This window comes from Pseudomonas sp. NLJ1 (genome assembly GCF_049486705.1).
Taxonomy (GTDB): Bacteria; Pseudomonadota; Gammaproteobacteria; order Pseudomonadales; family Pseudomonadaceae; genus Aquipseudomonas; species Aquipseudomonas inefficax.
This window is the reverse complement of record NZ_CP137735.1, coordinates 66658-78819: the sequence shown is the minus strand read 5'-3', so window position 1 is coordinate 78819 and position 12162 is coordinate 66658. Positions and strand designations below refer to the sequence as shown.

Annotated in this window: 14 protein-coding genes; 7 read left to right on the top strand and 7 right to left on the bottom strand. The window is 63.6% G+C overall.

Going from position 1 to position 12162, the window contains the following annotated elements; translation table 11 throughout:
- Positions 1-5 precede the first annotated feature (5 nt).
- The 5 genes from R9B85_RS00405 (at position 6) to R9B85_RS00385 (ending at position 4888) form a co-directional block, all read left to right on the top strand.
- The gene (locus tag R9B85_RS00405) at positions 6-563 is read left to right on the top strand and encodes a polysaccharide biosynthesis/export family protein (RefSeq protein WP_112253380.1); all 558 of its coding nucleotides are present in this window, start codon (positions 6-8) and stop codon (positions 561-563) included.
- A 24-nt stretch (positions 564-587) separates the two neighbouring features.
- Positions 588-1703 (top strand): hypothetical protein, encoded by a 1116-nt coding sequence (locus tag R9B85_RS00400; RefSeq protein ID WP_112253381.1) that lies wholly within the window; start codon positions 588-590, stop codon positions 1701-1703.
- 19 nt (positions 1704-1722) lie between these two features.
- The gene (locus tag R9B85_RS00395; protein WP_207877865.1) at positions 1723-3285 is read left to right on the top strand and encodes a GumC family protein; all 1563 of its coding nucleotides are present in this window, start codon (positions 1723-1725) and stop codon (positions 3283-3285) included.
- A 10-nt stretch (positions 3286-3295) separates the two neighbouring features.
- Positions 3296-4102, top strand: a complete 807-nt coding sequence (locus R9B85_RS00390) for a CpsD/CapB family tyrosine-protein kinase (protein ID WP_423770717.1) — start codon at positions 3296-3298, stop codon at positions 4100-4102.
- Between the two features lie 285 nt (positions 4103-4387).
- Entirely contained in the window at positions 4388-4888 is a 501-nt protein-coding gene (locus R9B85_RS00385) for a methylated-DNA--[protein]-cysteine S-methyltransferase (RefSeq protein ID WP_112253384.1), read from the top strand.
- Positions 4889-4891: 3 nt separating this feature from the next.
- On the opposite strand, the gene R9B85_RS00380 is transcribed toward R9B85_RS00385, so the two are convergent.
- From R9B85_RS00380 to R9B85_RS00370, 3 genes are all read right to left on the bottom strand, one after another.
- On the bottom strand, positions 4892-5134 hold the full coding sequence (locus R9B85_RS00380) for a hypothetical protein (protein ID WP_112253385.1): 243 nt from the start codon (positions 5132-5134) through the stop codon (positions 4892-4894).
- Positions 5131-5874, bottom strand: coding sequence for a carbon-nitrogen hydrolase family protein (locus tag R9B85_RS00375; protein WP_112253386.1), 744 nt, complete (start codon positions 5872-5874; stop codon positions 5131-5133). The genes R9B85_RS00380 and R9B85_RS00375 overlap by 4 nt, the downstream gene beginning before the upstream one ends.
- Positions 5875-5950: 76 nt before the next feature.
- Positions 5951-6466, bottom strand: coding sequence for a DUF3016 domain-containing protein (locus R9B85_RS00370; RefSeq protein WP_423770716.1), 516 nt, complete (start codon positions 6464-6466; stop codon positions 5951-5953).
- A gap of 74 nt (positions 6467-6540) precedes the next feature.
- Between R9B85_RS00370 and R9B85_RS00365 the strand changes: the two genes are divergently transcribed.
- Positions 6541-7266, top strand: a complete 726-nt coding sequence (locus tag R9B85_RS00365; RefSeq protein ID WP_112253388.1) for a metallophosphoesterase — start codon at positions 6541-6543, stop codon at positions 7264-7266.
- On the opposite strand, the gene R9B85_RS00360 is transcribed toward R9B85_RS00365, so the two are convergent.
- Together R9B85_RS00360 and R9B85_RS00355 are read right to left on the bottom strand one after the other, a co-directional pair.
- A complete protein-coding gene (locus R9B85_RS00360) occupies positions 7214-7828 on the bottom strand; it encodes a LysE family translocator (protein ID WP_207877863.1) in 615 nt (204 codons plus the stop codon). The two genes, R9B85_RS00365 and R9B85_RS00360, sit on opposite strands and share 53 nt — an antisense overlap.
- Positions 7829-8037: 209 nt before the next feature.
- Positions 8038-8847, bottom strand: coding sequence for a helix-turn-helix domain-containing protein (locus tag R9B85_RS00355; protein WP_423770715.1), 810 nt, complete (start codon positions 8845-8847; stop codon positions 8038-8040).
- A 131-nt stretch (positions 8848-8978) separates the two neighbouring features.
- Here R9B85_RS00355 and R9B85_RS00350 point away from each other — a divergent pair, with 131 nt between their 5' ends.
- On the top strand, positions 8979-9605 hold the full coding sequence (locus R9B85_RS00350) for a LysE family translocator (protein ID WP_215520856.1): 627 nt from the start codon (positions 8979-8981) through the stop codon (positions 9603-9605).
- Here R9B85_RS00350 and R9B85_RS00345 read toward each other — a convergent pair.
- The gene (locus R9B85_RS00345) at positions 9602-9877 is read right to left on the bottom strand and encodes a peptidylprolyl isomerase (RefSeq protein ID WP_016715601.1); all 276 of its coding nucleotides are present in this window, start codon (positions 9875-9877) and stop codon (positions 9602-9604) included. The genes R9B85_RS00350 and R9B85_RS00345 overlap by 4 nt on opposite strands.
- A 189-nt stretch (positions 9878-10066) precedes the next feature.
- Complete coding sequence (locus R9B85_RS00340) at positions 10067-12025, bottom strand: acetoacetate--CoA ligase (RefSeq protein WP_112253392.1); 1959 nt, start codon at positions 12023-12025, stop codon at positions 10067-10069.
- Positions 12026-12162: the final 137 nt, after the last annotated feature.

The following is a 12162-nucleotide window of genomic DNA, read 5'->3' as shown; positions in this document are numbered from 1 at the left end:
CCCTCATGGTGCGTTCAATGTTTGCCGCGTTCTGCATGCTGATGGTGTGGTCTGGTGCCGGTAAGGCCGACCCGAACAGTGCTACCTACCTGCTCAGCCCCGGCGATGTAGTGATGGTTTCGGTGTGGCAGGAAGATAGCCTGCGCCAGGAAGCTACCGTACTTCCCGATGGCAGTATCACTTTCCCCCTGGCCGGGCGCATAGATGTTGCCGGGCTGGATGTAACGGCCGTTGAAAAACAGGTAGCTGCCAAACTCGAGAAGTTTCTCCCCGACCCGAACGTCAGCGTTGTCGTCAAGAGCATCGCCGGCAACCTGGTCTATGTACAAGGCAAAGTGATCAAGCCCGGGCCGGTACAGATGGCAGGCCCCACCGCAGTGCTGCAGGCCCTGAGCATGTCGGGCGGCCTGGACAAGTTTGCCGATGAAAGCGAAATCAAAGTGGTGCGTGGCACCGGCGCTTCCCAAAAAATCCTGCCCGTGCGATATAGAGACCTGGTGTCTGGCCGGGATATGTCCACCAACATCCAACTGCAGGCTGGCGATACGCTGGTCGTTCCTTGATCTTGCCTTTAATAAGAACACTTAATGCCTCTTCTCAGAACAACTAGCATTGCAACGGCAATCTTGGTGTTGCCGTTTGCGGACACAGTCCTGGCAGCAAATTGGCAGTCTACGGTGGTAGTACCGACTTCCGTCGAACATGACAGCAATCCCTTGCTGTTGTCGTCGGGTGAAAAGGGCATAACGCGCACGATCATCGCGCCGGATTACACCCTGATCGGTACCTTCGACCGGGACGAACTGAGGTTGGGGCTGGGCATGAATGTATTGCGCTCGTCCGACACCGCGGTGGTCGACAACCGTGAGGACCCCGACGTAAGCCTGGGCTGGCAGCGCCAGACAGAGCGCGGGCGGTTTGGCCTGCTGGCGCGTTACAACGAAAGTTCGACGTTGTCGGGAACGGTGCTGGATACCGGCGTGGTTACCACCGATGGCACGCAAAAGCTGTATACGCTGACCGGCAACTGGAGCCAGGCGGTTTCCGAACGCAGCACCTTGAGCAACGAAACCACCTACAACCGTGCCCGTTATGACATCAGTACGCTGACGGGTTACGAAGAACTGGGCAACGTGTTCACCTGGACCTACGCCTGGAGCGAGCGGGCTGATCTGTACAGCCGCTTCGGCGCCCGGCGTTATGAGCCCGAGCAGGACCAGACGGCGACGGCGTCCAACAGCTACAGCCCGGCGGTCGGGGTCAAGTACCAGTTCTCCGAACGCCTCAGCGCCGATGCGCATGTGGGGGTTACCGAGGTTTCCGGCGACGAGGGTGGCCGACGCGGGGAGGGTGGAGTTGCGCTGCTGTACACCGGTGCGCGTGCCGACGCCAGCTTCACCGCCGAACGCAGCACTGTGGCCAGCGCCGAGGGCGGCTTCGCCGAGCTGGACCAGGTGCGCGGTGTGTGGAGTTACGCCGTCAGCGAACTGACCCGGGTGGGTACGGACGCTGCCTGGCAAGACAGCAAAGGGCAGACCCCCAACACCCTGCAGACCTACAGCGTGTGGGCCAGCCGCCAGTTTTCGCCGTACTGGGACCTGCGCCTGTCGCTGATGTACAAAGAACGGCAGCAGGATCACGAAGCCGATGCGAACGCTACTATCGTGGGTTTGACGTTGACGTACAGGTACCCCGACATCTGAACTTCAGGCAGGTGGCCCCATGAAGTCCGACTACGAGCTCTCCCTCAGAGATTACATCGCCATAATCAAGGACCGGGCCCTGTTATTGGGGGTGAGCATCGTAGTCATCCTGGCCGCGACCGTCGCAGTCGCAGTGATGGTGCCGCCGATCTACCAGTCGACCGGTACCATCCTGGTGGAGTCGCAGCAGATTTCCCCCGAACTGGTATCGACCAACAACACCAGCTTTGCCGATGAACGCATCGAAGTGATTCGCCAGCGGGTGATGACCCGCGAGAACCTGCTGCGCATCATCGACAAGTACAACCTGTTCCCCGACAAGCGTTTCAGCGATAGTGACAAGATCGACCACATGCGCAGTGCCGTCGTGGTCGAGACCCTCACCACCTATGTACGCGGGCGCGGCGAGGCGACCGTGGCGTTCAATGTGTCCTTCGAGCACAAGCAGCCAGAGGTGGCCAAGGAAGTCGCCGACGAGTTGGTGACGCTGTTCCTCAACGAGAACCTCAAGCAGCGTACCGAGCGGGCCAATGAAACCACCGAGTTCCTCACCCAGGAGGCGAACAAACTGGGGGCGGAGCTTGCCAGCCTGGAAAACCAGCTGGCGGATTTCAAGCAGGCCCACGCCAATGCCTTGCCCGAGCACCAGACCCTGCGCATGAACATGCTGTCACGCTCGGAGCTGGAGTTCCGCGAGGTTGACCGTGACTACAAGGCCGCCCAGGAAGAATTGCGTTACCTTGAGCTGGAACTGTCCGCGGCCAGTGCCGGGCTGGCCACCAAGGTCGGCGAAGGGCCCAGGGCGGCCAGTGCCGACCAGCCCCAGGACCTGCCCAGCTTGAAGGCCGAGTATGCCCGGCTGCTGAGCCGCTACAAGGAAGCCCACCCTGATGTGGTGGCGGTCAAGCGCAGGATTCAGGCGCTCGAAGCCAGTGGCAACCGCACGGCGGCGGCTTCCACGGTCGGCCTCGATGTCGCTCGCGTGCGCGCCAAGATGAGCGCGACGCAGGAGCGCATCGCTTCGCTGGCCGAGCAGAAGCGCGAGTTGACCCGCAAGATGGAAGGCTACGAGGCCGAGATCCTCGAGGCGCCGCAGGTCGAGCGTGGCCTGGTGACCTTGATGCGTGACCACGACAACGCGCGCAAGAAGTACGAGGAAATCCGCGCCAAGGAAATGGGCGCGAAGATTACCGAGAGCCTGGAGCAGGAGAACAAGGCCGAGCGCTTCGTACTGCTGGAGCCACCGCTGATGCCCGAGAAACCGATCAAGCCCAACCGCAAGAAAATCGCGGCGCTGGGCCTGGTGCTGGCACCGGCAGGTGGCGGTGCGCTGGTGATGCTGATGGAAATGTTCAACCAGCGCATTCGCGGCGTCGGTGCCCTGGAAAACCTGCTGGGCAGGCGGGTGCTGGTGGCGCTGCCATACATCGATACCAAGGCCGATGTGGCCAGGCGCAAGCGTTGGCGCAACTGGCTGATCCTGGCGGCACTGGCGCTGGCGGCTATCATGGTGGTGCTGGTGCACGTGTTCTACATGCCACTGGATGTGCTGTTGTTCAAAGTCATGTCTCGGTTTGCATAGGTAAGCAGTGATGGACAGGACCACGTCGGCTGTTGGCAATAATCTTCACCAGGTCACCCCGGGTACTCCGCAGGCCTTGTCACCCGCCCCAGGTACGGCGCTGGCGGAAGTGCCTGGCCAGTTCGATTACGTGAACACCAAGGTGGTGCCGCTGCGCGCGGAGCACCTGGAGTGTCACCGTATCGTCGCCTACAACAAGAACTCCAACATGAACGGGCCGATCGACCTGCTGCGCACGCAAGTGCTCAGAACCATGGACGAGAATGGCTGGCGAACCTTGGCCATTACCTCGCCAACCCCTGAAGCGGGCAAGACGGTGCTGTCGATCAACCTGGCCATGAGCATCGCCCACCACACCACCAAGACCGCGTTGCTGGTGGACTTCGACCTGCGTCGGCCCAAGGTCGGGAGCAGCCTGGGCCTGCCAATGGACCAGGCGTTGAACGAGTTTCTGACGGACAAGGCCGAGCTGCAGGACTGCCTGGTCAACCCGACCTTGCCTCGGTTCGTGGTGCTGCCCACGCGGGTACCGGTGCCGTTGTCTACCGAAATGCTGTCGTCGCCCAAAGTGAACAACCTGATAAGCGAACTGCGCAACCGCTACGAGTCGCGCATCTGCATATTCGATTTGCCGCCGTTGCTCAGTTCTGACGATGCGATCACTGTGATACCCAAGTTCGACTGTGTGCTGCTGGTGGTGGCCAACGGTATGAACAACAGGAAGGAAATTGAGGATTGCCTTCATCACCTGGCAAGGGTGAACCTGGTGGGGACGGTATTGAACAAGGCTGATGAGCAACCCCGGACCTATTATTGAGGCTCTTTTGGGGCTGATGGGCACCCTGTGGGAGCGAGCATGCCCGCGAAGCAGGCGACACGGTGGCTGGCACCGGCTACGCCGGTGTTCGCGGGCGCGCCCGCTCCCACAGGTATTGCGCATTCTTTCGGCGGGAGGGGTTCCCTGTGGGAGCGGGTTCACCCGCGAAGCAGGCGACGCGTTGGTTGGCACCGGCTACGCACAATTGCCTGAGCAAGAAAGCGGATGCAAGCGGGGCTGTGGATGCGTACAGTAGGTTGATCGCAACCTGGCAGGAGCCTGCTTATGTCCAGCGCATTCACTTTCATGCAGTCGCCCGTCGGCACCTTGACCCTGGTGGCACGTGGCGAATGCCTGGCCGCCGTACTCTGGGAAGAGGAGCGGGAAAACCGTGTGCGCCTTGGCGCCCTGCACCGTGATGACCAGTGCCCGGTACTGCGGGAAGCCGCCAGCCAGCTCGGCGAGTACTTTGCTGGCAAACGCCAGTGCTTCGACCTGGCGCTGGATTTTGCCGGCACCGAGTTCCAGCGTCAGGTGTGGGCCGCGCTGTTGGCGATACCGTTCGGTGAAACCCGCAGCTACAGCGACATTGCCCGGCAGATCGGCAACCCCAGTGCAGTGCGTGCGGTAGGCGCCGCCAATGGCCGCAACCCGATCTCGATCATCGCCCCGTGTCATCGGGTGATCGGTGCTTCGGGCAGCCTGACCGGCTTTGCCGGCGGCCTGGCGGCAAAGCAGTACCTGCTGGCGCTGGAGGGCCGGCAAAGCCTGGCACTGGACCTGTAAGCGTCAACAGAACCAGCTGGCAGCCAGGCAGACCAGCACGGCCAACGCCGAGCCAGCCAGCAGGGCGTACTGCCGATGGGCCCGGCGTGCATGGGGCCTCACTGTGCGCAGGTATTCGCCGGGTGTCGGCGCATCAGGCCGGTGGCGCAATCCCTCGGCCACATCGGCCAGTTGCCCCTGGATGAGCAGCCCCGTCAGGTAGTAGGTACAGGCATAGCTCAGCAACGCCAGAAACAGATAGATCATGCCGGCTGCAGGGCCAACGGCACCGCCATGGCAGTGCCGTTGGCGGTATCCAGCACGATCAGCCCTTCGCTGTGGTCGTCCAGGCTGGCGAGCAAGCGCCCCTGGCTGTCCCAGGCCGCCGAACCTCCGGCGCCGATGAAGGTGTCAGCCGGCCCCACGCAGTTGGCCAGCAACACCATCATGCCCAGCTCACGAGCCACCTCGGAGTAGTGCTGGTAACCCTCACGGATGCCCTTGGCGGTTTTCGCCACGCTGATCAAGTACAGGTCGGCGCCATGTCCCCGCGCGGCTGCGGCATGGGCCATGAACATCGATTCGTAGCAGATCGCAGGCGCTACCCGGTGCGCACCCACCTGCAGCAGCAAGGCTTGATCGCCTGGGGTGAACCAGGGCAGTTCATCATCATGCAGGCGCTGCTTGGCATAGGCCTGGCGCGGTGCCCCAGGGCTGAGAATTGGCATGCCGATACGGATGCCGTCAGGTGTCGGCAGTGGCAGGCCCACGGCGACAGTGATACCAAGCCGGTCGCAGGCTGCCTGCAGCGGGTCCAGCCGCGCCGCACCGACTGGCAGGGCGGCCTGGCGCGCGAGGGTTGGCTCATAGCCGGTCAGCGACAGTTCGGGAAACACTACCAGTTCGGCGCCAAGGGCTGCGGCCTGTTCGATGCAGGCCAGGTGGCGTTCGAGGTTGGCTTGCACATCGCCCTTGAGCGATGCCAGTTGCACGGCACACGACTTCATGAATGACCCTTCCCTGGTACAGGTTGAAGGGCCGAGCATACTACCGGCACCATCGCCTGTTCCAGTGAAGGGATATTCAGGAAGCCGAGTGGACGGCGAAGCGCTGGCGGAACCAGTCGTCGAGCATGGCCTTTTCGGCATACAACCAGTCGCTGCTGCTCGTGACCCGGCCCGGGCGGCTGAGATACATCTTGTCGCTGACCCGCTCCTGCGCCTGCTGGTCGGGTTTGCCCGGTTGGCTGAGGGTGTAGCTGAGGTCGATGGTCGGCCAGGTGATTTCACGCATGAAACGCACATCGTAGGCCTGGCCGTGCCAGGGCTCGAAACGCCCGGCCAGGTCGATGTCGCGGATATCGATGACCAGTTGCTGGCCGGGTTGCAGGTAGCGTTGGCCAAGCTTCTGCAGGTACTGGGTCAGGGTTTTCATCACATAGGCATCGGCCCCACGCTCGTACCCGTGGCTGTCGAGGCTGGCATCGCGGAATTTTTCCGGATGGTCGAAACGTACCTCGACCTGCGCGGCCGGGGTACCTTGTGCCATGCTGTCCAGTGACAGCGCCATGAGCACGGCACACACTAGGGTGGTACGCATGATGCACCTCCGGGGCAGATTGCGCATGCCTCCATTTTACCCTTGGCATGGCGCTACGGCAGAGGAAGATTGTAATGGCACGGTTTCGGCGTCTGATTGCCAACCTGCGGGGGCGTGACCTTGCGGTTGGCGATATCCATGGTCATTTCCAGCGCCTGCAGCAATGCCTGGATGCGGTGGGGTTCGATCCGGCCGTGGACCGGCTGTTCAGCGTGGGTGACCTGGTCGACCGTGGCCCAGACAGCGAGGCGGCGCTGGAATGGCTGGCGCAGCCCTGGTTCCATGCCGTGCAAGGTAACCACGAGGCCCTGGCAATCACCCGCGTTCGCGGCGGGCGGCTCGACCTGGAAATGTATCGCGCCGCTGGCGGCGGCTGGTTTCTGGACCTGCCGCGGGCCCGGCAGTTGGGTTTCGTGGAGCGCTTCGAGCAACTGCCGATTGCGATAGAAGTTGAAAGTGCGGCGGGCCTGGTAGGCCTGCTGCATGCCGACAGCCCGTATGCCGATTGGACGGTGCTGAGGACTTGGCTGGAGCTGGATGACGACCCCAAGGTACGGGAAGTATGCCAATGGTCACGGCGGCGGCTGAAGGTAGGCGATACCCAGCCCGTGCAGGGGCTGCGTGCCTTGTTGGTGGGCCACACGCCGGTACTGGAGGCCAAGCTGCTGGGCAACGTCTGGCACCTGGACACCGGGGGCTGGGCCAGTGGCCATTTCACCTTGATGGACATGCGGACCCTGCAACTGGTCAGCCCCAGGCCAGATGAAACAACAGTGCCACAGCCAATAGCACCAGCATGACCCCGGAGGCCCGCTCCAGCCTCGGCAGGCAGCGGGCGAAGCGCCGCAGCACCAGCGGGTTGCCGATGGCTATCGCAACCAGCAGGTCCCATAGCAGCACGATGCCGAACATCCACAGGGCACAGGTTGCTTTCCAGGCAACGCTGGCAGTGGCCACCATGCTGACCAGGCTGGCATAGAACAGCGCATTCTTGGGATTGAGAATGCCGGACAGGAACCCCATGCCCAATCCCCGCCACCACCCTTGAACTGTTTGCTTGCCAGCGACTGCGCCCAAGCTGGTTTGCCCGGCATGGCGCAGGAACAGGGTGCCGATGTACAGCAGGTAGCCGGCGCCGGCCAGTTGCAGGATGGTGAACAGCAGACTGCCTTCCTGCAGTACTGAGAGGCCGGTGAAAGCCATGGCGATGAACACGCCATTGGCCAGGGCGATACCCAGGCAGGCACCGCTCGCGATGCGCCAGCCGGCGTTGACCGAGGTGCGTGCGACCAGGAAGAAGTCCGGGCCGGGAGAGAGCAGGGCAAGGAAGTGGGCGAGGGCGATGATCAGGAATTGTTGCATTGGGTGAGGTTGCTCTGGCGTAAAGCCTGACTCTGCCCCTCGGCGCTCATGCCGTATTGAACAATATTGCAGGCCCCTGTAGGAGCGGCCTTGTGTCGCGATGGGGCGCGAAGCGGCCCCAGGTTTTCAGCTCCGCAGCACAGATTGCCGGGGCTGCTGCGCAGCCCTTTCGCGACACAAGGCCGCTCCTACAGAGGCCGCGCAGGCCTTCAATCTCCCCGATACTGCCCCGGCGTCACCCCCACGTGGGCCTTGAACACCCGCTGGAAATGGCTTTGGTCGGCAAACCCGAGCTTATAGGCCACCTCCGCCAGGGCCTGCCCTTCCCCCAGCAACTGGCGCCCACGGTTGACCCGGGCATTGAGCAGGTAGGCATGCGGCGTAAACCCGGTGGCCGCGCGAAATGCGCGAATCAACTGGTAGCGCCCAAGCCCGGCCTGCCGGGCCAGTACCGCCAGGCTCAACTGCGCCGGGTCCTGGCCTTCGATGTGGGCGATCAGCCCACTCAACGCGGTCGCCCCCAGGGCCGGTGCCGGTGCCAGCGGCGCGTGCCTGGCAAAGTCCAGGTCACCCAGAAAGGCAATCAGCGCCGCATCCTTCTCACCACTGCTGGCGTTGGAGAACAGCAGACTGTTCAGTTCGCAGAACTGCCGATACACCTCCGGCACCTGGCAGATGCGTGCCGGCTCGCCGGGCCCGGCACCCTCCAGCCCGGACTCCAGGTGCAGCTGTGCCAGCCAGTCGGCATTCACATGCAACATCTGGTAGCTCCACGCTTGCCCGGGCTCGGGGTTGCAGGCATGTACCCGGCGGGCCGGGACCAGTACCAGCGAGCCGGGTGTCAAGCGTTGCTGGCCGTTGCCGGCACCGGTGAAATGACTGTGGCCGGCGTCCACCACACCGATTGAAAACGTCGGGTGGCTGTGGGCCTTGTAGCAGGCGCGGCTATGGCAGGCGCGGCGGCTTTCGACATGCGGCAGGGCCGGGTCGCGCCACAGCGCGGCATGGGAACGGGGCATCACAGGGTCCTCGATATGCCCGGCAGCTTATCAGGCGCCGCGCAACCATACAGTTTTTTCCGCTGGCTGTAACTTGACCGCAAGGCCCGCTACCCGCCGAAATAGACGCCTGTTGCCAAAGGAAAACAATAATGGACCTTTCAAGCCTGCTGCTTTTCATCCCCGCCTGTTTCGCCCTGAACATGGCACCGGGGCCGAACAACCTGCTGTCGCTGCACAATGCCAGCCGTTACGGCCTGCGCACGGCCTGCGTGGCCGGTGGCGGGCGTATCGTCGCCTTCAGCGGCATGATCGCCCTGGCGGCCATGGGCCTGGCAGTGGTGCTGCACACCAGCGAATACCTGTTCCTGGCCATCAAGGTAGTGGGGGCGGCGTATCTATTCTATATCGCCTGGCAACTGTGGCGGGCACCGGTGGGCGAGGCGGTGGTGGCAAGTGATCACCCCCGCGGCACCTGGCGCCTGGTACGCCAGGAGTTCTGGGTGGCTGCCGGCAACCCGAAGGCGATCCTGATCTTCACCGCCTTCCTGCCGCAGTTCGTCTCGGTCGGCAGCGCCACCCCGGTGAGCGAGCAGTTCCTCTGGCTGGGTGTGCTGTTCATTTTGCTGGAATGGGCCGCCATCGCCATCTACGCCGGCCTGGGGGCGTACCTGCAGCGCTGGTTCAGCCAGCCCGGCCCACGCCGGCTGTTCAACCGGGTCAGCGCCTCCCTACTGGGCTGCGCCGGCCTCGGGCTGCTGGCTGCGCGCCGCGCTTAGTCGCGGTAGAAGGTCTGCACCAGGTGATAGCCGAACTTGCTCTTGATCGGCCCGTGAACCACGCGCAGAGGTTTCTTGAAGATCACCTGGTCGATGGCGCCGACCATCTGGCCGGGGCGGATTTCACCCAGGTCGCCGCCGCGCTTGCCCGAAGGGCAGATCGAGAACTTTTTTGCGAGCACGTCGAAAGCCTCGCCATTGGCGATGCGCTGCTTGAGCTTTTCGGCTTCGTCAGCGGTCTTGACCAGGATGTGGCGGGCTTGGGCTTTCATGGGGTACCTGTGCTTCGGGAGAGAAAATGGCGGCATTATGCCCAATGCCTGCCAAATAAGCACTTGGGGCTGCTATGCAGCCCATCGCCGGCAAGCCGGCTCCCACATGGACGGCGAAAATCTCGAAATCTGCGCTGTACCTGTGGGAGCTGGCTTGCCGGCGATGGGCCACAAAGTGGCCCCTTGCGACTACGCTGGCCCGCGCAATTCGACACGATCCCGGAACTGCTCCAGCGCCTCGGGGTTGGCCAGGGCATCGGTATTCTTCACCGGCAAGCCATGCACCACATTGCGAATCGCCAATTCCACCAGCTTGCCGCTGATGGTACGCGGGATGTCATCGACCTGGGCGATCACCGCCGGTACATGGCGGGGCGTGGTGTACTGGCGGATCACCTGGCGGATGTGCTGGCGCAGGGCCTCATCCAGCTGCAGGCCGTCACGCAGGCGAACGAACAGCACCACCCGCACATCGCCTTGCCAGTCCTGGCCGATGGCCACGCTTTCCAGCACCTGCTCGACCTTTTCTACCTGGCGGTAGATCTCCGCCGTGCCAATGCGCACCCCGCCGGGGTTGAGCACGGCGTCGGAGCGGCCATGAATCACCAGCCCGCCATCGGCACGCTGTTCGGCATAGTCGCCCTGGGCCCATACCCCCGGGAACTGGCTGAAGTAGGCATCGTGGTATCGACTGCCGTCCGCATCCTTCCAGAACCCCAGCGGCATGGACGGGAAGTTGCGCGTACACACCAGCTCGCCTTTTTCGCCCTGCACCGGCTGGCCATGCTCGTCCCACACTTCCACCGCCATGCCCAGGCCCTTGCACTGGATCTCGCCACGGCGCACTGGTAGGGTCGGGTTGCCCAGCACGAAGCAGGAGACGATATCGGTGCCGCCGGACATCGACGCCAGGCACAGGTCGGCCTTGATCTTGCGGTACACGTAGTCGTAGCTGTGTGGCGACAGCGGCGAGCCGGTGGACAGTAGCAGGCGCAAGCGCGCCAGGCGATGGCTTGCCGCAGGCTCCAGGCCCGCCTGCTCCAGCGCCGCCAGGTACTTGGCGCTGGTGCCGAAGGCCTGGATGCCTTCGGCGTCGATCAGGTCCAGCAGCCGCTCGGGGCCGGGATGGAAGGGCGAGCCGTCGTACAGTACCAGCGTGGCGCCCACCGCCAGGCCGCTGGCCAGCCAGTTCCACATCATCCAGCCGCAGGTGGTGTAGTAGAACAGCACGTCATCGGCCTTCAGGTCGTTGTGCAGGCCATGTTCCTTCAGGTGTTGCAACAACACGCCGCCAGCGCGGTGGACGATGCACTTGGGTACGCCGGTGGTGCCACTGGAATACAGGATGTACAGCGGGTGATCGAAGGGCAGCGGGGTGAAGCGGGGTTCACCGCCGGGCTGAAAGAACTCGTCCCACAGGCTGACGTTGGCGGCCTGGAACTCGTCGGCGCGCGTCCCGCTGCGGGTATGGGGCACCACGATCAGCCGTTCCAGCCCGGGCAGTTGCGCGCACACCTGGTTGACCTTTTCCACCTGGTCGATGGCCTTGCCGGCGTACTGGTATCCGGCGCAGGCGATCAGCAGCTTGGGCTCGATCTGACCGAAGCGGTCGATGATGCCATGTACGCCAAACTCGGGCGAGGAGCTGGACCACACCGCACCGAGGCTGGTGCAGGCAAGCATGGCCACCAGCGTCTGCCAGGTATTGGGCATGACGGCGGCTACCCGGTCGCCGGGGACGATGCCGGCGGCCTTGAAGGCTGTTTGCAGGCCAGCTACCTGGGCGGCCAGCTGGGCATGGGTGAACAGCTGGCGTTGGCCGTCTTCGCGCACTGCGACCAGGGCCGGGCGGTCGTCGCGGCGGCGCAGCAGGTGTTCGGCGAAGTTGAGGGTGGCGTTGGTGAACCACCGGGCATCGGGCATCTGCGGCCCTTCGCTGAGCACCTGGCTCGGCGGGGTATGCCAGTGAACGTGGAAATAGTCGGCAAGGGTTTGCCAAAAGGCAGGGCGCTGCTCGATGCTCCAGCGGTGCAGCGCCTGGTAGTCGTCGAGTTGCAGGTTGTAGCGCAGGTTGACCCGGCGGCGGAAGGCATCCATCCGGCTGGCCTCGATCTGCGCCGTGGAGGGGCGCCAGAGCACATCGTTCATGCCGAACCTCCTGTTGCTGCCGGATGTAGGCCTTCCTCTGTAGGAGCGGCCTTGTGTCGCGATCGGGCTGCAAAGCAGCCCCGGCAATTTCTGCTGTAACGCTGAAATCCTGGGGCCGCGCTGCGGCCCTATCGCGA